Annotated in this window: 29 protein-coding genes; 9 read left to right on the forward strand and 20 right to left on the reverse strand. The window is 53.7% G+C overall.

The features are described from left to right. Positions 1-55: 55 nt before the first annotated feature. Both dcm and AC790_RS17195 read right to left on the reverse strand, forming a co-directional pair. Positions 56-1,456, reverse strand: a complete 1,401-nt coding sequence (dcm, locus tag AC790_RS17190) for a DNA (cytosine-5-)-methyltransferase (protein ID WP_049852557.1) — start codon at positions 1,454-1,456, stop codon at positions 56-58. Between the two features lie 83 nt (positions 1,457-1,539). Further along, positions 1,540-3,423: a hypothetical protein gene (locus tag AC790_RS17195; RefSeq protein WP_049852558.1), complete on the reverse strand. Its 1,884-nt coding sequence runs from the start codon at positions 3,421-3,423 to the stop codon at positions 1,540-1,542. 410 nt (positions 3,424-3,833) lie between these two features. Between AC790_RS17195 and AC790_RS17200 the strand changes: the two genes are divergently transcribed. From AC790_RS17200 to AC790_RS17215, 5 genes are all read left to right on the forward strand, one after another. Next, complete coding sequence (locus tag AC790_RS17200; protein WP_007891477.1) at positions 3,834-4,310, forward strand: very short patch repair endonuclease; 477 nt, start codon at positions 3,834-3,836, stop codon at positions 4,308-4,310. A 70-nt stretch (positions 4,311-4,380) separates the two neighbouring features. Beyond that, on the forward strand, positions 4,381-4,653 hold the full coding sequence (locus AC790_RS17205) for a hypothetical protein (RefSeq protein ID WP_007891476.1): 273 nt from the start codon (positions 4,381-4,383) through the stop codon (positions 4,651-4,653). 14 nt (positions 4,654-4,667) lie between these two features. Then, the gene (locus tag AC790_RS17210) at positions 4,668-5,570 is read left to right on the forward strand and encodes a DUF808 domain-containing protein (protein WP_007891475.1); all 903 of its coding nucleotides are present in this window, start codon (positions 4,668-4,670) and stop codon (positions 5,568-5,570) included. 44 nt (positions 5,571-5,614) lie between these two features. Continuing rightward, positions 5,615-5,749, forward strand: coding sequence for a hypothetical protein (locus tag AC790_RS25255; RefSeq protein ID WP_255348773.1), 135 nt, complete (start codon positions 5,615-5,617; stop codon positions 5,747-5,749). Positions 5,750-5,930: 181 nt separating this feature from the next. Then, positions 5,931-6,110 carry a YodC family protein gene (locus AC790_RS17215; RefSeq protein ID WP_007891473.1) on the forward strand — a complete coding sequence of 60 codons (180 nt, stop codon included), beginning with the start codon at positions 5,931-5,933 and terminating at the stop codon, positions 6,108-6,110. A gap of 46 nt (positions 6,111-6,156) precedes the next feature. On the opposite strand, the gene AC790_RS17220 is transcribed toward AC790_RS17215, so the two are convergent. From AC790_RS17220 to AC790_RS17230, 3 genes are all read right to left on the reverse strand, one after another. Continuing rightward, a complete protein-coding gene (locus tag AC790_RS17220) occupies positions 6,157-7,377 on the reverse strand; it encodes a glycosyl transferase (RefSeq protein WP_049852559.1) in 1,221 nt (406 codons plus the stop codon). Positions 7,378-7,403: 26 nt separating this feature from the next. Continuing rightward, a complete protein-coding gene (locus AC790_RS17225) occupies positions 7,404-8,201 on the reverse strand; it encodes a mannosyl-3-phosphoglycerate phosphatase-related protein (protein WP_049852588.1) in 798 nt (265 codons plus the stop codon). 359 nt (positions 8,202-8,560) lie between these two features. Beyond that, complete coding sequence (locus AC790_RS17230) at positions 8,561-8,794, reverse strand: DUF2525 domain-containing protein (protein WP_049852560.1); 234 nt, start codon at positions 8,792-8,794, stop codon at positions 8,561-8,563. Between the two features lie 314 nt (positions 8,795-9,108). On the opposite strand from AC790_RS17230, the gene AC790_RS24330 reads away from it, so the two are divergent. Further along, positions 9,109-9,267: a YqaE/Pmp3 family membrane protein gene (locus AC790_RS24330; protein WP_007891469.1), complete on the forward strand. Its 159-nt coding sequence runs from the start codon at positions 9,109-9,111 to the stop codon at positions 9,265-9,267. Positions 9,268-9,335: 68 nt separating this feature from the next. Then, entirely contained in the window at positions 9,336-9,530 is a 195-nt protein-coding gene (dsrB, locus tag AC790_RS17235; protein WP_007891465.1) for a protein DsrB, read from the forward strand. 102 nt (positions 9,531-9,632) lie between these two features. On the opposite strand, the gene AC790_RS17240 is transcribed toward dsrB, so the two are convergent. The 15 genes from AC790_RS17240 to fliF all read right to left on the reverse strand — a co-directional run bounded on the left by AC790_RS17240 (position 9,633) and on the right by fliF (position 23,619). Then, positions 9,633-11,336 carry a methyl-accepting chemotaxis protein gene (locus tag AC790_RS17240; protein ID WP_007891463.1) on the reverse strand — a complete coding sequence of 568 codons (1,704 nt, stop codon included), beginning with the start codon at positions 11,334-11,336 and terminating at the stop codon, positions 9,633-9,635. A 263-nt stretch (positions 11,337-11,599) separates the two neighbouring features. Beyond that, a complete protein-coding gene (gene rcsA, locus AC790_RS17245; protein WP_007891461.1) occupies positions 11,600-12,235 on the reverse strand; it encodes a transcriptional regulator RcsA in 636 nt (211 codons plus the stop codon). 629 nt (positions 12,236-12,864) lie between these two features. Beyond that, complete coding sequence (fliR, locus tag AC790_RS17250; RefSeq protein WP_007891459.1) at positions 12,865-13,653, reverse strand: flagellar biosynthetic protein FliR; 789 nt, start codon at positions 13,651-13,653, stop codon at positions 12,865-12,867. Beyond that, positions 13,653-13,922, reverse strand: a complete 270-nt coding sequence (gene fliQ, locus AC790_RS17255) for a flagellar biosynthesis protein FliQ (protein ID WP_007891455.1) — start codon at positions 13,920-13,922, stop codon at positions 13,653-13,655. Before fliQ ends, fliR begins: the two co-directional genes overlap by 1 nt. A gap of 40 nt (positions 13,923-13,962) precedes the next feature. Continuing rightward, complete coding sequence (fliP, locus tag AC790_RS17260; RefSeq protein WP_036621820.1) at positions 13,963-14,694, reverse strand: flagellar type III secretion system pore protein FliP; 732 nt, start codon at positions 14,692-14,694, stop codon at positions 13,963-13,965. Between the two features lie 2 nt (positions 14,695-14,696). Further along, entirely contained in the window at positions 14,697-15,089 is a 393-nt protein-coding gene (gene fliO / locus AC790_RS17265) for a flagellar biosynthetic protein FliO (RefSeq protein ID WP_049852561.1), read from the reverse strand. A gap of 2 nt (positions 15,090-15,091) precedes the next feature. Continuing rightward, positions 15,092-15,502: a flagellar motor switch protein FliN gene (fliN, locus tag AC790_RS17270; RefSeq protein ID WP_007891449.1), complete on the reverse strand. Its 411-nt coding sequence runs from the start codon at positions 15,500-15,502 to the stop codon at positions 15,092-15,094. Continuing rightward, complete coding sequence (gene fliM / locus AC790_RS17275) at positions 15,495-16,502, reverse strand: flagellar motor switch protein FliM (protein WP_007891447.1); 1,008 nt, start codon at positions 16,500-16,502, stop codon at positions 15,495-15,497. The genes fliN and fliM overlap by 8 nt, the downstream gene beginning before the upstream one ends. Positions 16,503-16,506: 4 nt before the next feature. After that, positions 16,507-16,992 (reverse strand): flagellar basal body-associated protein FliL, encoded by a 486-nt coding sequence (gene fliL / locus AC790_RS17280; RefSeq protein ID WP_007891445.1) that lies wholly within the window; start codon positions 16,990-16,992, stop codon positions 16,507-16,509. A 130-nt stretch (positions 16,993-17,122) separates the two neighbouring features. Then, on the reverse strand, positions 17,123-18,388 hold the full coding sequence (locus AC790_RS17285) for a flagellar hook-length control protein FliK (protein ID WP_049852562.1): 1,266 nt from the start codon (positions 18,386-18,388) through the stop codon (positions 17,123-17,125). Then, positions 18,385-18,828 (reverse strand): flagellar export protein FliJ, encoded by a 444-nt coding sequence (gene fliJ / locus AC790_RS17290; protein WP_007891443.1) that lies wholly within the window; start codon positions 18,826-18,828, stop codon positions 18,385-18,387. The genes AC790_RS17285 and fliJ overlap by 4 nt, the downstream gene beginning before the upstream one ends. Positions 18,829-18,847: 19 nt before the next feature. Next, the gene (gene fliI / locus AC790_RS17295; protein WP_007891442.1) at positions 18,848-20,212 is read right to left on the reverse strand and encodes a flagellar protein export ATPase FliI; all 1,365 of its coding nucleotides are present in this window, start codon (positions 20,210-20,212) and stop codon (positions 18,848-18,850) included. After that, positions 20,212-20,913, reverse strand: a complete 702-nt coding sequence (gene fliH, locus AC790_RS17300) for a flagellar assembly protein FliH (protein WP_007891441.1) — start codon at positions 20,911-20,913, stop codon at positions 20,212-20,214. The genes fliI and fliH overlap by 1 nt, the downstream gene beginning before the upstream one ends. Next, positions 20,906-21,898 (reverse strand): flagellar motor switch protein FliG, encoded by a 993-nt coding sequence (fliG, locus tag AC790_RS17305; RefSeq protein WP_049852563.1) that lies wholly within the window; start codon positions 21,896-21,898, stop codon positions 20,906-20,908. The genes fliH and fliG overlap by 8 nt, the downstream gene beginning before the upstream one ends. Then, positions 21,895-23,619, reverse strand: coding sequence for a flagellar basal-body MS-ring/collar protein FliF (gene fliF / locus AC790_RS17310; protein ID WP_049852564.1), 1,725 nt, complete (start codon positions 23,617-23,619; stop codon positions 21,895-21,897). Before fliF ends, fliG begins: the two co-directional genes overlap by 4 nt. Before the next feature lie 233 nt (positions 23,620-23,852). Between fliF and fliE the strand changes: the two genes are divergently transcribed. Next, positions 23,853-24,164 (forward strand): flagellar hook-basal body complex protein FliE, encoded by a 312-nt coding sequence (gene fliE, locus AC790_RS17315; protein ID WP_007891438.1) that lies wholly within the window; start codon positions 23,853-23,855, stop codon positions 24,162-24,164. A gap of 277 nt (positions 24,165-24,441) precedes the next feature. Continuing rightward, positions 24,442-24,810, forward strand: a complete 369-nt coding sequence (locus AC790_RS17320) for a hypothetical protein (RefSeq protein ID WP_049852565.1) — start codon at positions 24,442-24,444, stop codon at positions 24,808-24,810. The last annotated feature ends 177 nt before the right edge of the window (positions 24,811-24,987 follow it).

Below are 24,987 nucleotides of genomic sequence, written 5' to 3' on the forward strand. Positions count from 1 at the left end.
TTAAGCGGAAAACAGCATAAAGCGCGGCCCTAAATAAAATTGTGGTCCTGAATAGCTAGGCTTTTTGCGTGGTGTATTGCTCAATCAGCGGCAATAACAGCTGCGCCACCGCAGCAAATACCGGCACCACCACCGAATTGCCAAACTGCTTGTAAGCTTGGGTATCGGATACAGGAATGCGGAACTGGCTTTCGCCCGGCGCTTCAAACCCCATCAGACGGGCACATTCGCGCGGCGTTAACCGGCGCGGGCGGCGCGCCATATTGTCGGCCTGCTGGAAATCCGCTTCGCCTTGCGCATGATCCCAGCCGCGATCGATCAAAATTTCCGAGCCATCTTTGTAATATCGCGCCGATAAGGTGCGCACGCAGATATTCTCAATACGCGGATCGTTCAGGCCAAAACCAAAACCGTTGCCTTTGGCTTTATGCTTCTTCGCATACTGATACAGATAGTTCCACAAGATGGGCGACAGCGTATATTTCGCCTCCGGCTGCGCTTCCAGCAGAGTGTGCAGCGGCGGTACGTTTGGCGGATAGAGCGCGGGCAGGGCGCGCAGTGAAAAGCCGTTGCTGAGTCCGCTATCGCGTCGAATACCCACCAACACAATGCGTTCACGATGCTGCGGCAGGAAGTGGCGCGCATCAATAATCTTCGCATCCGGTAAGCCGCTGTCGTTGGCATCCGCTACGTCGTAGCCGAGTTCATCCAGCGTTGCCATGATGATGGCGAAAGTGCGGCCTTTATCATGGCTTTTGAGGTTTTTGACATTTTCCAGCACGAAGAACGGTGGCTTTTTGGCCGCGAGAATGCGCGCCACGTCGAAGAACAGCGTGCCTTGCGCTTCGCACTCAAATCCGTGCGCGCGGCCCAGCGCATTCTTCTTGCTGACGCCCGCCAGCGAGAAGGGCTGGCAGGGAAAGCCGGCCAGCAGCACCTGGTGATCGGGAATGGTGCGATCGATATGCTGATAAATTTCCTGCTCATCGCTGATGCCTGCCGGCTGCGTGACCAGGCGGATGTCACTATTAAACTGATGCTGCTGCGGATCGCTATACAGATTGGCTTTATAGGTGCGCACCGCTTCTTTATTCCATTCGCTGGTAAACACGCACTGGCCGCCAATCTGCTCAAACCCGCGACGAATGCCGCCAATGCCGGCAAACAGATCGACAAACTGGAAGCGGGCATCGTCATAATGCGCCGGACGTGCAGGCAGCAGCGCTTGCAGGCTGGCCACTTCAGCGCTGGAGAGCGGCGGAGCAACACTTTTACCGGCACGAATACGATTCAAACGCGGCACGTTCCAGTCGCGGCCACCGGCTTCGCTAAGGGTGATCACCACATCACGTGCGGCATAGATATCGAGCACCTGCAATAACAGCGACGTCGCGTCATCCTGAGCGGTGGTTAACGGGGAGGGCGAGACGGGCGCGGCGGGGTCGATAGCAAGCATGCGTTTTTCCTTAACAGTGAAGCGGCTATGCTATCACTCCTCAGGCGCTGATGATATTGGCGGGACGTGCCCGCCAATCGGCATTACTTCTTCTTGCGCGCTTCCAGCGCGTATTCCACGCCATTGATGCGTACTTTCACCAACTCGGGCGTTTCGTTGTACTCCGCCGCGTTGGCTTTGGCGGCGCGCAGCAGCAATTCGCCGTTGTTGTTGTAACCGAAACCGACGCTTTTATTGCCGGTCCAGTGCTGCTCAAATACCACCGGTGTTTTGACCGCTTCATCCAGCTCGGCGGCTTTTTCCTCCGCGCATTTGGTAAACACTTTACGATAGAGGAAATGCACGCCAGCGCGATGGCGATCCTCACTGTTGGTATCGAGCAGGACTTTGGTAAAGCCGCTATACACCGCCACTTTGACGTAGATACGACACTCGCCGGTTTTGATCTGCTCAATATGGACTTTGGTAATCGGGCAGGAACCTTCGCTATACCAGCTGCAGGCAATCTGGCTATTCAGCATCTGGAAATAGATGTGGCCAACACCTTCGGCGGTACGATCGCTGAAATCAACCTGAGTGCCGGACATGCTGTTGTATTGCGCATTGCCAATTACGCGCATATGCGCCTGCTGCGACTGCTTCAGCTGAATTTCGCCAACGCACCACCAGGCTTCTTTCGCACTACGGTTATCCATCGCATGCTGCGACGTGACGTAATCATAATTCAGCGAGCCGTTGATAATGGTGCCGCTACTATCAATCTCAATCGAACCGCGCTCATATTCCGACAGCCATTCGCTGTCGGTGGGAGGCGGCGTGAAATCAAAGCCGTGGCTGCCCTGAATATTCTTTTGCAAAGTGATAGTGCGGCAATAGGCCATATTCAGCGGAGAGTCGCAGGCTTCGATATTCATCGCCTCAATAATCCACTGGCCATTAGAGAGATCGCCGGGATCGCTGGAGTGTTCAATCCAGCCATTGCGAATCAGCGATTGGGTGCAGCGCGGTGCATAGATCGCCGGATGCGCGCTGTTGCGCTGAATATTAAAGTTGGAGAGTTCGATAGCGGTAGAGTGATCCCATTTGCCGTTGGGATTATCCGACCAATAGGCATGAATCAGTGAGTTCTGACAATTGCGCGCATACCATTGGTCGATTTTGCAATCGAGTGTGTCGAGCAGATCCAATCCGCGGCCGCCTAAATAACGGAACTCCATGCTGCTGACGCGCAGGAACTGACCGGCTTCAATAATATTTTTAAAGAAGCCTTTGCTATTGGCCGGCAGCGAATTTTGCAGGCTTTCGCCTTCGACGACAAAGCCGGAGATTTCAACATAGCGCGCTTTTACCGAGAACATCACTTCGTTATCTTTGCGATCCGAAAGCAGTGTTGTTGTGGGAAAATAGCCGAAGTTGACTGGCGCTCCCGAAAGTTTAAAGCGGTTAACTTCCTTCGCGGCAATATCAAATTTTGAGATAAAGAATCTGCCGGCGGTAAAACGAATGCCGGTAGCGGGATAATTCTTCTGTGACCAGTTAAACATGCGCGTTACGGCTTCAAGGCAATCGGTTTTGCCATCCGCCACCGCGCCAAAATCCAATACCGTGACGCTGTTATAGTCAAAAACCACTCGTTTCCAGCGCGCGCCTTTGGCGGTCACAATATTCAACCCATAATCTTCAGGCGTGGTTTTATCGGTAATGTCGTAAACGAATAGACCGCCGCCCATCGCCGTACCGGTGGTGTACTCCAGTACGGAAGCAAGCTCACCGACTTTTTTCGGCTCGGTGGCACGTAGCGCCGCGACGTCGCGCAGCTGAATAAGCGCTTCGCCGCCACCGGCATTCGCCAGTTCAAGCACCATTTTACTGAATGAGAGCGGGTTGCCATTGGCATCCAGCACCTGAAGCGTATTACTGCTGCCAGTAGGCGTATCAAGATTGGCACTGTCCGGGTTTTTTACCATGGTCAATCCTATAAAATTGGAAAGGAAATTGAGCGCGCCACAGCAGTATAACTATTTGATTGTTAATGTGTTGGTGAGTGCCATTGCTGAATTTAGTGAAATTACTGGCTGCTTTATAAGTCAAAAAAGAAGTGGATGATTTTGATAATAAAGCGCAGCGGCTGGGTGTGTTTTTACAGAATAATCGCAGCGTTATTTTATGCATGACTGGCACGAAACGGCGATCAAAGCGTTAATGAGCCCAATGGGTTATGCAAACGGATTAATTGAATCGCGCTCGCTTTAATGCGTTTCGCTAACGTGGCTGCTGAATGCGGCTGTGCCGATGTACGCCACACTCTTTGTCTCGCGTGCTTTCGCTTTTGCCCTAAACCGCTAAAGTTGAAGAAGCGCCAAAACAAGGAAACGCCATGGCAGACGTTCATTCGCAAGCTATTCGCAGCAAAAACATGCGCGCCATTCGCAATCAGGACACGGCAATTGAACAGCGTATTGCCTTAATTCTGAAAGATCGTGGTTTTACTTATCGTGTACAGGACAAAGCCTTGCCGGGCCGACCCGATTTTGTCTTGCCGAGCGAGAAAGCGATCATCTTTGTCCATGGCTGTTTCTGGCATCGACATCACTGCTATTTATTCAAGATGCCCGCTACGCGCACTGAATTCTGGAGTGGCAAAATTAACAGCAACGTCGAGCGCGATCGGCGTTATATAGAGCAACTGCGTGAAGGAGGATGGAAAGTTCTGATTGTTTGGGAGTGCGCGCTGCGCGGCAAACTGCAGCTGGCGGATGGCGCGCTTATCGAACGTCTGGAAGAGTGGCTGTTGGCCGCGACCGACAGCAGTGAAATCGATCATCAAGGCTTGCATCACTATCGCGTTGAATAGTGCGAGATTGTTGCTTTTAGCCACCATAACAGTTTAGATCTCCCTTTTCTCTGGGACGCGGAATTGAGCCATGAGCAGCATCAAACTTACCGTTAAGCGCCTGTATCAACTCCGCGATGAGCGGATGGTGAATACCCAAGCCACGGCGCGCATTTATCTTGGCGACCAGCTGGTAGCCACCGAGGAGATCAGCGGCATGACGGAAAGTCCGGTGAGCAAGTATTTGCACGCCGGCGATCTGACGGGGCCGTTACGCGTCGAATGGGACTGTGCGGGCATCGCCGATATGTCAGTGACGGCGGTTGAGCGTTGCCCCTGTTGTCAGGATCACCAACCGGAATAATAAGGAATACCATTTTGGCAGGAACCAGTTTACTCACGCTTCTGGATGATATTGCGACGCTGCTTGACGATATCTCGGTAATGGGCAAAGTTGCAGCAAAGAAGACCGCGGGCGTATTGGGTGACGATTTGTCACTGAATGCGCAGCAGGTTAGCGGTGTCAAAGCCAATCGTGAACTGCCCGTCGTCTGGAGCGTAGCGAAAGGCTCATTTTTAAATAAATTAATCCTGGTACCGCTGGCGTTGCTGATCTCAGCTTTCGCGCCCTGGCTGATTACGCCGCTGCTGATGATTGGTGGTGCCTACCTCTGTTACGAAGGGGTAGAAAAAGTGCTGCATAGCCTGAATCACGACAAATCAGAGCAGAGTCCGGAAGCGCGTCAGCAGCGTCTGGACAAACTGGCGCAGCAGGACGCGGGTGCGTTCGAAAAGGATAAAGTGAAAGGCGCGGTGCGCACCGACTTTATCCTCTCGGCGGAAATCGTGGCGATAACGTTGGGCATTGTCTCCGAAGCGCCGCTGTTGAATCAGGTTTTAATCCTGGCCGGCGTGGCGATTGTCGTGACCATCGGCGTTTATGGCATCGTGGCGATGATCGTGAAAATTGACGATCTCGGTTTTTGGCTGAAGGAGAAATCCTCCAGCGTGGCGCAGGCGATCGGCGGCGTGCTGCTGGCGCTGGCGCCGTGGCTGATGAAAGTGCTGACGCTGGTGGGCACCATTGCGATGTTCCTGGTCGGTGGCGGCATTGTGGTGCACGGCATCACGCCGTTACATCACGCCATCACCGAGTACAGCGCCGGTTTCAACGGCTTTATCTCGACGCTGCTGAGCAACGGCGCCAATCTGGTGATCGGCTTTATCATTGGGTCGATCGTGCTGTTGGGCGTAAATCTGATTGCTAAGCTGCGTAGCTAGCAGTTATAAAGCGCAGGAAATTTCTAATCACGGTCAGGAGAACGATGATGAACGACGATATGTTTGAATTTGATATCGATGCACAGCTGGAACAGGCTGAAGCCAAAGCGGCAGAAAAAGCCAACGAAGTCCCCGCAGAGATCAGCGACGAAGCGGACTGCGAAGGCTGCAAAATCTGATTTTCCTGCCCAGGACGCGTTATCAAAGCCGACAATAAATCTTGTCGGCTTTTTTTATTTACAGGATTTTTAACTGCTTATTCTGATTTGGTCACACTAATAGATTTATCGTATAGGAAAATATCGCGCACCGCTGCTATACCTAATATCGTTCATTCAACGGTTAAAGGAGGGTGCGGTTATGATCTTTGCAATCAGTGACGAAGTTCAGCACAAACAGGGCGGCCCCACGATGGTGGTGACCGGCTATGCCAGCGGAATGGTCGAATGTCGTTGGTATGATGGTTACAGCGTGCGACGTGAGGCGTTTCGCAGTGACGAACTCAGTCACCTATCTTCCGCGCAACAGCTGGCCAGTTAAACACATTCGGGACGGTTCTCGCCGTCCCGAATGTGGTTCCCCCGCATCAAACCTTGCCGTCATTATCCTCTTCAACTGCCTGATAAATTCGCTGCAGGATGTCAGGAAACGCCGATTGCACGCGACTCCAGCTTGGAATAAACGGTTTCTCGTTGGGACGTTCAATAAACGCCTGTCCGGCATCAAGAATCGCCTGAGTAAACATCTCCACCGCCGCTTCTTCAATGTGCTGGTCAAACTTGAGGCCGTTCATGGTGGCTTCATGGTTATAGACCTCCATCATATCCAGCGCATTGCGATAGTAGGTGGCTTTCAGCACGCGGAATGAATCGCTGGTCAGCGGAACGCCCATGGTCGCCAGCTTACGCAGCAGCGACTGCACGATGTCATTACTCATGCGCTTCAATCCGCCGGTTCCGTCATCCTCAGCCAGCGGCTGATGTTTATGATCGTAGTTGTCGGCGATCTCCACCTGACAAGTCTGGCGCGTGGTGTAATTACGATAAATCTCCGACAGCACGCCAATCTCCAGTCCCCAATCGCCAGGAATCTTGATGCCGTTGAGCACGTGGGTGCGCATGGCGAACTCGCCAGAAAGCGGATAACGAAAGCTGGTGAGGTAGTCGAGATATTCGGAGTGGCCGTAAACCTTCTGTAACGAGCGCAGTAGCGGGCCCACCAGCAAACGGCCGACGCGGCCATTCAGCTTGCCATCGGCCACGCGCGCATAAAATCCTTTGCAGAACTCATACTGAAACGATGGATTGGCCAACGGATAGAGCAGACGCGCCAGCATGCCGCGTTCATAGGTAACGATATCGCAGTCGTGCAGCGCCACGCACTGGGTACGATCGGATGCCAGCGTGTAACCGGTACAGAACCACACGTTGCGCCCTTTGCCGGGCTGGCTCGGCGACAATCCCTCTTTATCCAACTCGGCGTCCAGCGCTTTCAGGCGCGGGCCGTCATTCCATAGAATGCGGTGGCGCTGTGGCAGGCGTGAAAAGAACTCACGGGCGAAGAGAAACTGATCGCGATCGGCGCGATCGAGGCCAATCACAATCTCGTCGAGATAGGGCACTTTCGCCAGTTCATTGACGATATTATCCAGCGCCGGCCCTTCCAGTTCCGAGAACAACGAGGGCAAAATCAGCCCCATCTTGCGTTTGCGCGCGAAGCGCACCATCTCTTTTTCCAGCGATTCGACGCTGCGGTGGGTGAGATTATGAAAATTAGTAATGACACCATTCTGGTAAAAATCACTCATCGTCTCATCCTTCAGGTTTTTGGTCGTTAATCGTTAGGCGCAAGAAAATAGTCCAGCCCTTCGCGCCAGCCTTGCGGGCCGACGTGCGCGGTGTAGTAAACATGCTCGCTATCCGTGCGTTGCAGTTCTACCGGCGTTTTGCTGAAGCCCTTAATCACTACGGCGTAGTCGACACGCTCTAACATCGGCACATCATTGGGGCCATCACCTAATCCGAGAGTGATGCGCGACTGGCCTTCTTGCTCGGCCAGATGCTGCTGGATTTGCGCCAGCGCAATGCCTTTGCCGGTGCCGACGGGCATGACGTGCCAGAAACGTCCGCCCTGTGTTAAGGCGAGGTGATGCTCGGCCAGCGCCTCACGGAATGCGGCTAAACGATGCTCGTCGTCGCGCCACAGCACCACTTCGGAGGCTTCGCGTAAGCGGCTCTGACTGGCTTCAGCTAGGGTTAATCCGGTAAAGCGTGCGACGTCGGCGTCGCTAAACTGGTGAAAACCATCGAAGCGGAACTGCGCTTGCAGAGTTTTCAGCGTCTGGCACAGCGTGCGATAGGCTGCGCCAGGCTCCGTTGCGAGGATTTGATCGCCGCCGAATACCACGCGAGCGCCGTTTTCCGCAATAAAGGGGGCACCGGCAATGCCCAGCCGCTTTTGCAGAGGAACAATTTCTGCTGCGGTTTTGCTGGAACAAATCACCAGTGGGATTTGATGTTGTTTCAGACGCGCCAGCCATTCGCTGGCGGCATCCCAGTTGTAGTCATGATGATCCAGCAGTGAGCCATCAAGATCGGTCACGACCATCAGTGAAGAGTTAAGACTCAGCATCATCACACTCCTAACGCCAGTGGCATCCGTAAAGCGAAGAGTAATCAGTATAATAGCGGAATCACGATCACACTTTTCCGCGGGGACAGGCGAGCGACAACCAGGATAATTCTTAAATTCTATTCACAGTAGATTTGTCCATGCACGGTTTGTGCACAGCAAATAATCAGTAGCGACGCGGTGCGTGCGGCGATTTAGATGAATGGTTATACGAAAATGTTCAATTTACATGCAGGGATAAGACTTGTCTTAAGTGTGCTAAGGCGTAATCTGGCTTGGTGTTAAGAATTCCCTGGTGTAACGAATTTACTGATTTACTTTACCCGGCCATCCCGCCGGGTATTTTTTTGAAATCGATTTCATCGGTTCACTTCGCTGATAGCGAAGTCGCGGATGTCGAGTTCGAAGGCTTCGGCTAACTCGGCGCAGGAGTCATAGGCCTCACCGTTTACCCTAACGCGATGAGCGTGCTCGGCTTCCATAAACTCTTTCACCTCGCCCGACGTTCTCTTCTGAATCGCTTCCAGCAGCGCATCGACATCAATATTCACGTCGCGCTGCACATTCTCGCTGTACTCTTTTGCAGTCGTCATGGCGGCCTCCCAGAGGCGATCGGATGTATTACCAGTATAGACGGTGGTGGAGAGGGGGGAGGGAAGCGGAATAGCAGGCAAAAAAAAGCCCGCGCTGCGCGGGCAAAAATCCTTGTTACTTTTAGGTTGACTGCGCCTTTGGGGTTGGTGCAGTAGTGAGAAGTGTACGAGCAGCCGATGTCAAAAGTCTCTCTGCGAAACGTTAAGAAAGTGAAAAGTCGCATCCTGACAAACTTTTACCTGCCTTTAAATGCAATGCGTGTAGCAGCGTCTATGCTTAGCGATTGATTGCTAAGTGTTATCAGGGAGAGAGTATGGACTTTTTACGTATTGTGATTGCGATTTTAGTGCCCCCGCTGGGTGTATTCCTGCAGGTCGGTTTTGGTGGAGCCTTCTGGCTTAATATCTTGCTAACGCTGTGCGGTTACATTCCAGGTATCGTGCATGCCGTGTGGGTTATCGCCCGACGCTGATCGCGATCAGGCGGTCATGATTATCTTCCGTTACACTGTGTCGCAGGACAAATTGTGGAGAGTAATCAATGAAGGTGAATGACCGCGTTACGGTAAAAACCGATGGCGGCCCGCGCCGTGTGGGTACGGTGCTGGCCGTGGAAGCATTTAATGAAGGCACCATGTATCTGGTGGCGTTGGATGATTACCCGCTGGGGATTTGGTTCTTCAATGAAAGCGACCATGCGGAAGGGGTTTTTGTCGAGCCGTATGAAGGGGCTTGATTGATTTTTGCCCTTACCTACTTATTCCCTCTCCCACAAGTGGGAGAGGGAATAAGTGCGGGGCAACCCGCACCTAAATCTCAAACTGCGCCCCGATCCAAATTAAAACGTTTCCCAATTATCATTCCCCGACGTCGCCAACGCCGGACGTGGCGCCAGATTCGGCGTGCGTAAGGCGGACTGCGCGGCTTTAGCAACCTGCGCCACCGGCGTGTCATTCAAGCGGAACACCGCCACCGCCTGCGTCAATCTGCCGGCCTGATCTTCCAGCGAGGCCGCAGCCGAAGAGGCTTCTTCAACCAGCGAGGCGTTCTGCTGCGTCACGTTATCCATTTCGGTCACCGCCAGGCTAACCTGCTGAATGCCACGGCTCTGCTCATCTGAGGCGGCAGCAATTTCCGCCATGATGTCGGTAACGCGACGCACCGCTTCAACAATTTCACTCATGGTATTACCGGCTTCACCGACCTGGCGCGAACCGTTGGTAATTAATCCCACCGATTCCGCAATCAGCGTTTCAATCTCTTTGGCGGCCTGCGCACTGCGCTGGGCGAGATTACGTACTTCGCTAGCAACCACCGCAAAACCTCGACCCTGTTCACCCGCACGCGCCGCTTCTACGGCGGCGTTGAGCGCCAGAATGTTGGTCTGAAACGCGATGCTGTTGATGACGTTGGTGATCTCCGCAATCTTCTTCGAACTGCCAGAGATATTCGTCATGGTCTGTACCACGCCGCTCACCAGGTCGCCGCCGCTTCGTGCTTTACCTGAGGCATCTGCGGCCAGCTGGCTGGCATGATGGGCGTTTTCGGCATTCTGCTTCACCGTCGCGGTTAACTGCTCCATGCTGGCGGCAGTTTGCTCCAGTGCGGAGGCTTGTTCCTCAGTGCGCGAGGAGAGATCGGTGTTGCCGGCCGAGATCTCGCTAGAACCCTGGTAAATCGCCACCGCACCTTCACGCACCGTTCCCACGGTGCGCACCAGCGACGCCTGCATCAGCTGCAGGTTATGCAGTAAGCTGCCGATCTCGCTGCGACCGTAGGCCTGCTCCGGTGCCGTTAAGTCGCCTTGCGCGATGCGCTCAATACGATCAACCGATTGGCGCAGCGGTGTAATCACCACACGACGCAGGAATACAAAGGTGAGCAGTACCAGCACCAGCGCCGCAGCAAAGGCAATCGCCATGGCAATAAAGCCGACGCGCGATTGGTGGGCGGCTTCAGCGTTAATCGTTTCTGCGCGGTCGGTGCGGATCTTAATCGCTTTCAGCAACACCGCGTTGTAAGCATCATCCAGCTTGCGCGTCACATCCGTTTCCTGCGCCACGATGCCCTCGAAGCTGCCTTGTTTGGCCGATTCAATCATCGGCTTCAAGCCTTTATCGATATAAGCATTAAAGCTGGCCGTCAGCGGCTCATCGAGCGCAATGTCGGCCGGGGTTTTCGCCTTACGATCCATATACAGCTTGAAGCCTTCACGCGCCTGCTTAATACGTGTCTCGGTGCGCGCTAAATCGGCACGATAGCCATCCATCTCGCCAATACGCGCGGCGGCGCCAGATTGCAGCACATTCAGACGCGCGGTGCGCAGATGGTTTGAGCTGTTAGAGATGCCCATACGAATTTGAATTTCTTCGGTCGCATCATTGAGTGAATTGTTACTTTGAATCAAAAAGTAGCTGGCGAGTCCAATGCACAGGGCAAAAAGCAGCAGAATGCCACCAAAGATCATACTGAACAGAGGCATCAGGCGCAGGTTCTGCCAGATGCTGAGCTTATATTGCTCATCAATCGATGCTGTTTTCATATCCTTGCTCTCATGTAGGTAGGTGTTATGAGAGTAAGCATCGGCAGGTGAGGGGAAAGGATTAGGCAGGAAAGTGGGATCAAACCCGCAAAACGAAAAAAGGCCAATCCCGTGGATTGGCCCTTCACCCCTTCATACTTCAAGCTGCAGGCGCGTTGGCTGCAGGTGTACACCCAAGTCACTTATTTTAATAAGCGCCGAGCGTTCACCGCGTTGCTGCCTGTCTGTAGCTCAAATTATTCCGGTAAATTAACGTTTGGAAATTATCGCACGTTAACATAAATCCCTGAGGTGACATTATCAGTCAAACGTACCACATGATAAATTACCTGCTTATTATGGGTTTTAATTTTACGTTTAATATTACCTTTGTGTGACGAAACCGTTTTGGCTTTAATTTGCATCTGGTCTGAAATCTGAATGGTGTCATGACCTGACATCCACATTTTCAGCATATTCGATTCAGTCTGACTTAATGTCAGTGGATGCACGTCGAGCCCGGCAGAAATACGCGGCGAAGCGTTGAGTTTCTTTTGCAAGTAGGTTCCTAATAAGGAATCCAACGTCGAAGTTTTTATCGATTTTGATGTAATAATCAGGTTCTTACGAACGTAGAGGTATTCCTCAAAATGGATATTCGAGATCGCCATGAATATAAAGAATAAGGTATCTGGATGCTGCATAATAATGGCACGAATACGATCGCTAGAATCAGATTCGTGAATAAAGCACTCTTCGTTGATAAACACGACACCCGGCTTTATTTGCTCACATCTTTGTTGCAATTGTTCAATGTCAGACACAGGAGTAATATTTTTCTTTTTAACTCCTTTAGCTGCCATATAGTCAGACAATCCGAGGCGTGTGTAATTACATGAATCCATAATAATCGTTGGCATTATAGCGACCCTCACCAATTTGTTATCCGTTTAAATCAACGATGAATACGCGTTTGCGGTACGAGAGAAATTTCCAAAGACACTTTTTTATTCTGCTCAGCAGATTGGCGTTAGTTATCCATGCGCCATCATGACTCTTCCCTGAACCGTGCTGCGAAGTTATTTTTTATAGTACATCCACATCACTCTGAACCCAGCCATAGTGGGAATGGCTGAGCATTTGCATTAAGTGTTTAATTCGCTCTGTTTGAGAGCCCTGTCACTATCGCGCAGATCACAGACAAATCTGATAGGACAAATCTTAAAAACATTTGTAATGCGAAAGTGTGACGCTTTAGCGAGCGTTGACAATGCCGGAAAAAAGGGATTTAGACAAGAAAAATCGCTGTGAATTTTTTTTTGTTTAAAAACAGCCCTTTGAGCATTTAATCAACCAATTCCCAAGGTTTAGCCCCTTAGGAATCGTCTGACTAAAATACGCGAAGCGCGGTTTAATAAGAATAATTTTCACCTAAAATGCGCACTTATCAGAATTTCCTCAGTTGATTTCTGAGAAATATGGTTCGAAAAATGCACTGACTGATTTTGATTGCTTAACTATTACTTAAGGACGCCTACAGAATAGTTAATCAACCAGCGCGGGAAAGTTCTGACATAAACTGGGCGAGTAAATCAAAGACTTCGCTGAACAGATGTTCACAGAAGGGAGCAAGCAGCGGCATCATCAACCCTACACTCAGGATGCCTACCGTTAAGGTAATCGGGAAGCCAACCGCGAAAATGGAGAGCTGTGGTGAAACACGGTTTAACAAACCTAGTGCCATGTTTAGCGTGAGGAGCAGAACTATTAAGGGCAGCGCTAACATCATGCCATTAAGGAAAATTAATCCGGCGGCTTTGACTAACGCCATAAAGGCGTTGGCGTTGAGAGGCTGATCGCTGATCGGCAAAGTATGAAAACTGTCCACCAACAACGAAATCAACCAAAGATGGCCATTGAAGGTCAGGAACAGCAGCATCGCCAGCATATCGAGAAAACGCGCCAGCACCGGCATGTTTAACCGGCTACCGGGGTCAAAGAAGGTGGCGAACGACAAGCCCATCTGCAAACCAATTACTTCACCCGCCATCCGTACCGCGGCAAAGGCGAACTGCATCGTTAGGCCCAGGCTTACGCCAATCAGCAGCTGCTGTAACAGTAACCAAAAGCCTGCAGGGGTAAATAAGGTGGCTTCAACCGGCGGCAATAGCGGAATGATGATCCAGGTAGTGACAACCGCCAGACCAATTTTGACCCGCTTGGGAATCGATTTTTCACTTAGCACCGGCGCGCTGGCAAACAGCGCCAGCAAACGCACCATCGGCCAGAAAAATTGCGCGACCCAATGAATCAGCTGGCTGCTATCGAGGTTAATCATCAGCCAATGATGTAAGGCAGGTTGTTAAACAGGGTACGCATATAGTCCAGCATCAGATTCAGCATCCATGGACCGGCGATCACCGCGGTGGCCGCAACGGCCAGAATTTTCGGGATAAAGGAGAGCGTTTGTTCGTTGATCTGGGTTGCCGCTTGCAACACGCTAATGATCAAACCGCTAATTAACGCGACCAGCAACATCGGTGCCGCCATCAACAGGGCGACACGCATTGCTTCCTGGCCCATAACCATCACTGATTCAGGTGTCATGCTGCACTCCTAAGGAAAGAAAGGTGAGGGCGATTGCCACTCAAGAGTAGAAGCTTTGCGCCAGCGAACCCACCAGCAGCTGCCAGCCATCCACCAATACAAACAGCATCAGCTTGAACGGCAGGGAGATGGTCGCGGGCGGCACCATCATCATCCCCAGCGCCATTAACACGCTGGCGACCACCAGATCGATGATCAGGAAAGGGATGAACACGGTAAAACCAATCTGGAAGGCGGTTTTCAGTTCACTGGTGACATAAGCCGGCAACAGAATGCGCATCGGCACCGCTTCCGGGCCTTCAATTGGCGCGGTGTTGGCGAGACGGGCAAACAGCGCCAGGTCGGCTTCACGCGTTTGACGCAGCATAAATTCACGCAGCGGCTGCGCACCTTTATCGATGGCGTCAGCCATGCTGATTTTGTCCTGGCTGAACGGCAAATAGGCGTCGGAATAGATCTTGTCGAAGGTCGGCGCCATGATAAAAAAGGTCAGAAACAGCGCCAGGCCTAGTAGCACCTGGTTCGGTGGCGCGGAAGGCGTGCCGAGGGCGTTACGCAGCAGACCAAACACAATAATGATGCGGGTGAAGCTGGTCATCATCAGCAACACCGCCGGTATAAAGGTCAGCGAAGTGATGAACACCAGCGTCTGCACCGGCAGCGACCAGCTCTGTCCGCCATTGGCCAGCGGTTGGCTGATTAAGCCCGGCAGCTGCGCATGGGCAACCGGTGCCAGCAATAAAAGCGGCAGAAGAGCGAGTAATCGACGCATCATTAGGGTTTTCCGGGACGTTTAACCAGGTTCTGGAACAGCTGACGAAAATCTTGTGGTGCTACGCTGTTACCGGTTTGTTCTTCCGGCGGCAGCGGTGGCAAAGAGTGCAGATGGGTGATTTGCTGCGCGGTGACGCCCAACACCAGGCGTGCATCGGCGGTATCCACAATCACCACGCGCTCACGCTGGCCAACCTGCACGGTGGCGCTGACTTTTAACGCCTGGCCAGTCACCGTTTTCGGCGCAAAACCCAGGCGTTTAGCCAGCCAGCCGCAGGCCAGAATCAGCAGAACAATCACCGCCAGCACGCTGCTGACTTGTCCAATCACCGAACCGGTGGAGACCACCGGCTGGCTGTGAACCGGCTGTTCGCTTTGCGTGTTCTTCAACATGCTTAACGGCTCAGACGACGCATACGTTCAGACGGGGTGATGATGTCGGTGATGCGCACGCCATATTTGTCGTTTACCACCACTACTTCACCCTGGGCGATCAGATAACCGTTGATCAGAATATCCAGCGGCTCACCGGCGAGGCCATCCAGCGCCACCACGGAACCCTGCGTCAGACGCAGCAGCTCTTTGATGGTCATCTTGGTGCGGCCCAGCTCCACGGTCAGTTTGACCGGGATGTCCATAATCAGATCGATATCCTGCAGCGAACCGCTGATGCCAGGATTCTCTAACGATTTGAACACATTCTCGGTCGGATCAGGCGCGCTGGTCGCGGTCTGTTCGTTCATAGCTGCAGCCCACAGATCGTCCGCGGAGATGTCGTCATCGGACGGTTTCTTGCTGTCACTCATCGGGCTGTTCCTCGTTCAGCGAATTCAAAATCGGGTTAATCAAATGTTCTACACGCAGGGCATACTGGCCATTAATGGTGCCGTATTGGCTGGTCAGTACCGGTACGCCATCAACGTGAGCAATGATGCGGTCCGGCTTCTCAATGGGCAGGACGTCACCAGGTTTCAGCTGCAAAATGCGTGACAGACGCAGCGATGTTTCGGCGAAGTGGGCAATCAGCTCCAGCTCCGAGTGCTGCACCTGTTTCACCAGATTGTCGCGCCAGTGGTTATCTTCCTGACGTGAGTTTTCCAGCGGTGGATTGACCAACAGCTCGCGCAGCGGCTCAATCATCGAAAACGGAATACAGATATTGAATTCACCCACCAGGTTACCAATTTCCACCTGGAACGGCGTGTTGACCACGATATCGTTCGGGGAAGTGGTGATGTTGGTGAACTTCACCTGCATCTCTGAACGCACATACTCCACGTCCAGCGGATAAATCGCCTTCCAGGCGTCGCTGTAGCCATCCAGCGCCAGCTTCAACATGCGGCGGATGACGCGCTGTTCGGTATGGGTAAATTCACGGCCTTCTACTTTGGTCGGAAAACGACCGTCGCCGCCAAACAGGTTATCGACAGCAATAAATACCAGGCTCGGTGAAAACACCACCAGTGCCGTACCGCGCAGCGGCTTCAGGTGGATCAGGTTCAGGTTGGTTGGCACCGGCAGGTTGCGGGCAAACTCGTGGTACGGCTGAATCTTGATCGCACCCACGCTGATATCTGGGCTACGGCGCAGCAGGTTAAACAGCGCCATACGGAATTGACGGGCAAAGCGCTCGTTGATGATCTCCAGCGCCTGCAGACGCTCACGTACCACGCGACGCTGGGTATTGGGATCATAGGGGCGGATATCGCCATCGGCCCCTTTGGAACTGTTCTCTACTTCCGCACTGTCACTGTCGCCATTAAGCAGCGCGTCAATCTCAGCCTGGGAGAGAATGCTATCGCCCATTAAATCACCTCAAAATGAAGGCGGTAAACAGCACGTCACTGACGGCCTGAGCCGGTTGACCTTTTACCAGCGGCGGCGCCAGCACCTGTTTGATCTGCTCAACCAGGGCCTGTTTGCCTTGCTCTGTTGCCAGTGCCGTCGCGTTTTGACGCGACAGCAGTAACAGCAGACGGCTGCGCACTTCCGGCAGGTAATCATTCAACCGACGACGGGTATCCTCATCGGGCAGACGCAGGGTGAACCCCACGTACAGCACGCGGTCAGGATCGTTGTCAGGATTGACCAGGTTTACTGTAAACGTATCCATTGCAAAAAATACTGGAGCAGCCGGTGGCTCGACTTTCGCCGCTTCCGGTTGGCTACCCTCGTGTTTATTCATCATTCGCCAGACTGCATAGCCTGCCACGCTGCAAGCGGCCAGCGTTACAATCAGTAACACCGGTAGTAGTAGTGAACGTTTGCGGCCTTTAGCTTTCGCGTTATCAGACATGTTTGCAGTTACTTCCTGTGAATTATGGGCAAGCCTCTCGGCTTACCTGGACAGATTATCCCGCGTCTTAAGTCAAACAATGGGAAGAAAAGACGCGGGTTTTACGCTTACCTTCAGCGTTTAGCGGCTGTCAGGCAAAGATATCGACAGCGCCGTTACCGGCCACGCGCGCTTGAAGGGCTGCCGGGACGGCAATAGGCGTTATCTCGTTGTCACTGTCCTGGGAGAGGGTAAAGCTGCCGTGCTGTCCGTCACGACGTCCCTCCTGTTGGCCCTGATAACTCTGGCCCTGTGCGAAGGCGTCGCTGCTGACGTTACTCTGTCCCAGGTTAATACCGCTCTCCGCCAGCGCTGTACGCAGTTGAGGGAGAGCCGCTTCCAGCGCGGCCCTCACTTGGCTGTGGCTGGAAACCATACTTAACTGTGCCTGATCCTTATCAAGGCTCAGGCTGATCTGAATCGCGCCCAGATCCTGCGGATGTAAGCGCAACTCGGCGTTCTGCTGCCCGTTGCGGCTAAACATCACAATCTGCTGACTCAGCGCTTGCTGCCACTCGTCGCTGCCGAGCTGCGCATTCAGCATCGGCGTCGACGGCGTGGTGCTGGTCGAGGCGGTGCTGGTCACCAGCGAACTGCTGCTGCTGAGCGGGGCGCTGGTCAACGGCGCAACCGGGTCATCACTGACCGGCGCGGCGCTGCGCTCTTCCGGCTTGCTCAACGCATTCAGCACCTGCTTAAAACTTTCATCCAGCGTCAAAGCGCCGTTATTACTTGCCAATGTACTGACGCTGCTGCTGGTTTGCGTGCTGGCAGCCGTTTGCGTTAAGCGCGTTCCTGCATCACTGGCTTGACTCTTTGCGCTATCCGGCTGCGTTGCTTCTTCTTTTATTGCACTTTCCAGCGAACCACTTAACAGTGCTGAATTAAGCGAAGCGCGCGTGTCGGTTTTGCCGGCACTCACGCTTTCTGTTACCGCCGTCTGACTGCTGCGGTTCTCAACCGCCACCGGCAACATGGCAAATAGCGCCTGCACATTCTGTAAGTCGCTGGCAGTTAACGAACTTGCCTCAGGCTTATCTTTATCATCGGCTGATTTCAGCGTGGCTTTAGTGTTTTCCGGCTGTAAAAGTGCGTTTAACGCATCCGGTTTCTCCAGCGCCTGCAATAACGCGCTTAACGAGGCTTTGCTGGCGTCTTTTTCATCAACTTCTGCTGGCAGATCAGTTGATTGCGTGTTAACAGCTTGTTGCTTCGCCAGCGTCAGCAAGCGGTTACCCAGTTCGGTAATAAAACCCTGCGGCAGCGTATCCGTGGCCGCCAGCAGATCTGATGAAACTGAAGTGTCAGCGTCTCCCAAACCCGAGGTTTGCGTAGCAACTGTTGGCAGCGTAATCATTCGCCTTTCCTCAATGCGGCCCGTTGGGCAAATTCATCCATCCGTTTCTGATCGAGACGGTTTTCTTGTCGTAATGCATTTTCTTCAGCGCGGGTAATCAGCGTTTGATAGGCATTGAGTCGCTTATGCTTTTCGCGCCAGTTGCTCAGCGCGGTATCGAGACGCTGATTCCACTGTGAAAGCTGCTGGCGATGCTGATCGATGGCTTTTTCCAGCGTCTGAATAAACTGGTGATAATTGGTCCAGCGGGTGCTGGCGATGCCGCCGGACATATCCTGATTGAGCTTGTTGCGATACTCATCCTGATAATCCAGCAGCATGCTGAGTTGTTCGTCGGCCTGCTGCACGCCGCGGCGCATATCACCGAGGTGAATCACCGCACTCTCCAGTTCTTGCTCCGCCATATCGCGCAGCTTATTGATCGCACTGGTGGTTTTCATGGCTCAACCTCGCTTAGCGCTAACCGAACATCGCCTGCAGATGCAAACAGGCATCGTCGTAGTCGCTGCGTTCGAAAATTCCCTGATGCAGGAAGGCTTCCATCTCTGGATAGAGCTTGATGGCTCGGTCCAGCATCGGATCGCTGCCTGCGGCATACGCCCCCACGCTCACCAGATCGCGGTTACGCTGGAAGCTGGAGAGCAACTGTTTGAACTGGCGCACGCGCGCATAGTGCGTCTCATCAATTAATGAGGTCATGGCGCGGCTAATCGAGGCTTCAATATCAATGGCCGGATAGTGACCGGCTTCCGCCAAGCGACGTGACAACACAATGTGGCCGTCGAGAATCGCACGCGCCGAGTCAGCAATCGGGTCCTGCTGATCGTCACCTTCGGTCAACACGGTGTAAAACGCGGTGATGGATCCGCCGCCGTGGGTGCCGTTACCGGCACGTTCCACCAGCGCCGGCAGTTTGGCGAACACCGAAGGCGGATAGCCTTTGGTGGCCGGCGGCTCACCGATCGCCAGCGCGATTTCACGCTGCGCCATGGCGTAGCGGGTGAGGGAATCCATAATCAGCAGCACATGCTGACCGCGATCGCGGAAATCTTCGGCGATGCGCGTGGCATAGGCCGCACCCTGCATACGCAGCAGCGGTGACACATCTGCGGGCGCGGCGATCACCACCGAACGCGCGCGACCTTCAGCGCCAAGGATGTTTTCAATGAACTCTTTGACTTCGCGACCACGTTCACCAATCAAACCGACCACGATGACATCGGCTTTGGTGTAGCGCGCCATCATGCCGAGCAGCACGCTTTTACCGACGCCAGAACCGGCGAACAGGCCCATACGCTGGCCGCGACCCACCGTCAGCAGTGCGTTGATGGCGCGCACGCCGGTATCCAGCACATCTTCAATTGGCGTACGTTGTAGCGGGTTAAACGGGGCGGTGATCAGCGGGGCCCGATAGCCGGTTTCCGGCGATGGCAAGCCATCCAGCGGTTTGCCGCTACCATCGAGTACGCGACCGAGGAGCTCCGGGCCAAGCAGCATCTGTTTGCCGCTGTGGCCACTGTCGCCGCTGACGCGCGCATACACGCGGGCGCCGGGTAAGATGCCGTCCACTTCTTCCAGCGGCATCATTAACAGTTTCTGCCCATTGAAGCCGACCACTTCACTTTCAACTTCGGTAATCTTGCTGCCGTCGGTACGTTCAATAATGCAGGTGGCACCCAGCGGCAGCTGCAGGCCGGTGGCCTCCAGTACTAAACCGGTGGCGCGCGTCAGGCGACCGTAGCGACGCACGGTTTGCACCTGTGAAATGCGGTCTTCGAAGGCGTCGAGCGCGCCGAGCCAGCGTGAAAGGCGTGAGGAAGTCATTACAGTGTCCCCGGAGCGGCCAGACGGCACAGCTCCTGCCAGCGTGTTGCCACGCTGGCGTCGAGATCGCCATCTTCGGCGCTGAGTTTACAGCCGCCCGGATGCAGGGTGCTGTCAGCCAGCAAGCGCCAGCCGTGCAGATCCAGCGTTGGACCAAGCGTCTGCTCAATGCGCTGCAAATCATCCGGATGCACGCGCAGCTGCGGTTTGCCGCTGAACATCGGCTCCTGCTGAATCAGCTGCTGAATCTGGCGCAGCAGGGCGCTGCCATCCACCTGCGTGGCCTGACCAATCACCGTGCGCGCGGCTTCCAGCGCCAGCTGCATCAGGCGCGAGGCAATCACGCTGTCCAGCGCTTCAAGCGTGTGATGGAACTCGGTTACCAGCTGCTGCATACGTGCCTGCAGCGGGGCTTGCTGCTGCTGCGCATCGGCTAAACCTTGCTGAAAACCGGCGTCATAGCCGTTCTGCTGCGCTTCGGCAAAACCCTTTTGATAACCTTCGCTGTAGCCCTGCGTCTGCGCATCTTTGCGCATCTGCTGCTGCATACGTTCCAGCTGTTGTTGCTGTTCAGCTTCGGCGCTCAGCTCAACCTCGCTCTCCGCTTCCTCTGGCTGCGGCTCCGGTTCAGTGCGAAATGCGCTGCCTAAATCATCAGGCTGCCAGCGCTGCCACGCGCGGGCGGAAAAGGCATCAGACATAGGTTTCCTCGCCACCACCAATCACCATCTCGCCGGATTCTGCTAAGCGACGCACCACCAGCAGGATGGCTTTCTGTTCGTTCTCCACCGCCGACATACGTACCGGGCCGCGGTTGGCCAGATCGTCGCGCAGGATATCGGCCGCACGGGCTGACATGTTCTTGAGGAACTTCTCGCGCAGCGGCTGCTCGGCACCTTTCAGGGCGACCAGCAACTGCTCGGATTCCACTTCCTGCAACAGACGCTGGATGCTGCGATCGTCCACTTCCACCAGGTTTTCGAACAGGAACATCTCGTCGATGATCTTCTGTGCCAGCTCGCCATCGAAGTCGCGTACCGCTTCGATAACCGCTTCTTCCTGCTGAGTTTTCATCAGGTTGATAATTTCTGCTGCGGTTCTCACGCCGCCCATCTTCGCGCGCTTGAGGTTGGTGCCGTCGAGCAGGCCGTTGAGCACTTCGGTCAGCTCCGCCAGCGCCGCCGGCTGGACACCACCGAAGGTGGCGATACGCAGCATCACATCGTGGCGCAGACGCTCGTCGAACAGCGCCAGAATATCCGCCGCCTGGCCACGTTTGAGGTGGACCAAAATGGTGGCGATAATCTGCGGATGCTCGTCGCGGATAAGATCCGCTGCCGCCTGCGGCTCCATGAAGTTGAGCGTTTCCATGCCGCTGGTGGTCTCGTTTTTCTCGAGAATATCTTCCAGCAGGCTTGAGGCGCGCTCTTCGCCCAGCGCTTTGATCAGCACCGAACGCAGGTATTCGTTGGAGTTGAGGCTCAGCGCCGCGAACTGTTCTGCATCAACTTCAAACTCACGCAGCACTTCCGTCAGCTGCTTGTGCGACACCTGACGCATTGCCGCCATCGCCGCACTCAGGTGCTGCACTTCACGCTGGTTGAGGTGTTTGAACACCTCCGCCGCGCGCTCTTCGCCGATGGTCATCATCAGAATGGCGCTTTTTTCTGTACCGGTCAGACTCATAGTTCTTTACTCATCCATTCGCGGATAACCAGCGCCACAACGCGCGGATCGTTTTCAGACATGTCGCGGATACGCTGGCTCATCACCTCGGCGCTCATGCGGTTAGTAGATTTACGCTCCTGATCCAACTCATCTTTGCTGAGCTGAACGTTAAAGGCTTCTTCCTCTTCCATCGCTGCAGAGCGAGCTGCCAGCGCTTCAGCGGCCGCTTTCTCTTGCTCTTTCTTACGCATCAGCTGTGGACGTACCAGCTTGCGATAGAGGATGAAGCCGACCAGCGCCACCAGCAGCCAGCGACCGGCGGTCATCAGCTGATCGAAGAATGCTTGCTGCTGCCAGAATGGCAGGTCGCCACCGCTTGGCTCGGTCATGTTGAACTGCGAGTTCACCACGTTGACGCTGTCGCCACGCGTTTGCGAATAGCCCATCGCTTCGCGGGTTAAATCTTCAATCTGCTTGATCTGTTGCTCGTTCAGCGCCACCGCTTTGCCTTTACCGTCATCTCGATAGTTGACGACCACGGCAACGGAGAGACGCTGCACATCGCCCACGTTCAGCTTGGTATGACGAATGGTGCGATCCAGCTCGTAGTTAACGGTGTCGTTACGGGTGGAGCTGCTTGGGCCGCTACTTTGCGCCGTGCTAGTGGTAGTGGTGCCGTTGTTCTGCGCGTTGGCGTTTTGACCGTTGGCGTTCTGACCATTAGCAGTATTGTTCTGCGGATTGGTCACCGGCGCGGTGTTGGCTGGCGCCGGTTGATTCGACAAGGCGCCCGGCACGCCGCCTGGGTACGGGCTGCCGTTCTGTTCAGAGTTGCTGGTCTGGCGTGAACGCACTGCGGAGTTGTTCGGATTGGCGTTCGGCTGATATTTCTCGTCGGTTTGCTCGCTGCGGTCAAAGTTGATCTGCGCCGTCACCTGCGCATGCACATTGCCCTGGCCAACAATCGGGTTAAGGATGGCTTCGATGCGCTGCTGGAAGCGCGCTTCCACTTCAGAGGCATATTTCAGCTGAGCATCATTCAGGTCGCGGCCTTCGCTATCCGAGCGGGTCAGCAGACGGCCGGTCTGATCGACCACCGTAACGTTGCCCGGCGGTAAACCCGCCACGCTGCTGGAAACCATATGCTGAATGGCCTGAATTTGGCCTTCATCTAATGCACGACCCGGCTGCAGATTCAGCGTCACCGAAGCGGAAGGGGACTTTTGCTCACGCACAAACAGCGTCGGTTTTGGCATTGCCAGATGCACGCGCACGCTCTTCACCGGTCCGAGCGTTTCAATGGTGCGCGACAGTTCGCCTTCCAGCGCACGCTGGTAGTTGATCTGCTCGCTAAACTGGCTGATACCGAACTTCTCTTTATCCATCAGCTCGAAGCCCACGTTGCCACCTTTCGGCAGACCTTGCTGGGCCAGACGCAGACGCAGTTCATGCACTTTATCGGCGGGCACCATCAGTGCGCCACCGTTGTCAGCAAACTGGTAAGGGATGTTCATTTGCGTCAGCTGGGTGACGATCGCGCCGCCATCCTCATCGGAGAGGTTGTTATAAAGGACGCGATAGTCTGGCGCCTTTGCCCACAGCACCAACGCAAAAACCACTGCGATGACGGCAGCGGCGGCAATGATTAAGGGAATTCGCGGATTGGCGCGCAGGCGGGCGAGAAGGTCACTGAAGCCTTTCTTTGCTGTATCCTGTGTAGCGGCTGCACTCGCATTCATGACCGTTTCCTGCCTGACATAATTGACCGGGTGTGTGGTTGTGACAAAACTGACTCCCTGAATACGTCCAAAATGAAATTCCAAACTAATGCGGGCATTATTTGATGAATCGTGTCACTTCGATGGTTGGATAAGCCGGGTTTTTTGTGTTCATTTAGCGCCTTTGTCCTATTGACAGTGTGATAACTTTCTCATCGTGAAAATTTAATCCCTTCTTTAATGAGGAACAGGCAATGTCAATTCAGGCCATTGATGGTGTGTTGCAGCAGCTGCAGATGACGTCTTTGCAGGCCAGCGGTAAGCAGGCTGAGTCAGGCAATCAGGTGGATTTCAGCGCCACGATGAAAGCAGCGCTGGATAAGATCAGCGAAAGCCAGACGTCCGCACGCACTCAGGCGCAGGATTTCGAGATGGGTAAACCGGGCATTCAGTTAAACGATGTGATGGTCGATCTGCAAAAGTCTTCTATCTCTATGCAGATGGGCGTGCAGGTGCGTAACAAATTGGTGTCGGCTTATACCGATATCATGAGTATGCAGGTGTAGGTTCTCTGACGGATAAGTATTACTAAGTCGTGAATCAGAGCGCTTTGTTATGGGGCAGGGTTGGGCAGTCTCGTTACGTTTTGGCCCGGAATGCTCCTAAGCTATCAGGCAATTCTTTCCTTGAATGAGCCGCCAGCACCAAACATTTTGGACACATAACAAAATTTGCGTTACATCAACTAAAGATACAATTGCTAACAATAAATGACATTCCTGGTGCAAAACCAAGACAATTCTTATAACATAAGCCCATCTACTACAATGATGGATTATTACGGTGAAAATCAAAATTGCTGTTGTTGGAGCCTCTGTATTACTGACGGCTACCGTTGCTTTTGCTGGCATGGCATATAGTAACGACAAACCTGATTACGTTATCAAAGCTGAAAACTCGACCAATAACTTTTTAATGTACTCATACGGTCCGGGTAAATGCACGGCCTCGAAAGGTTCCGCGCATCAGTGGGAAATGGAGTGCTCTTATGATGGTGGCGAAGATTTAGTCAAATATTCAGTCCTGCCTTCCAACGAACAGCGCCATGGCAAAAGTGGTAAGTTCCGTCTGGTCGCGCAAAACCAATTAGCGGCTGAAAGTGCGACCAGAGGTTTAACGCGTTATCTCAATATCACTACCGATAAAATTTAGCCTTTAAGCAATAACATTAGGCTGAATCATCCTTTCGACATCAAGACGCTATTTATTATGTCGCCAACTGGCGACTTTTTCCGTTTTTCCGAATTAAACGCGGAAATGGCGTCGCTAAAGCAGGGGATAATTGCATGTCGTTTCGGGTATAGTTCACCCGGGTGATTATGTTCGAAG

This window comes from Pantoea sp. RIT-PI-b, from assembly GCF_001187905.1.
In the GTDB taxonomy this organism is placed as follows: Bacteria; Pseudomonadota; Gammaproteobacteria; order Enterobacterales; family Enterobacteriaceae; genus Pantoea; species Pantoea nemavictus.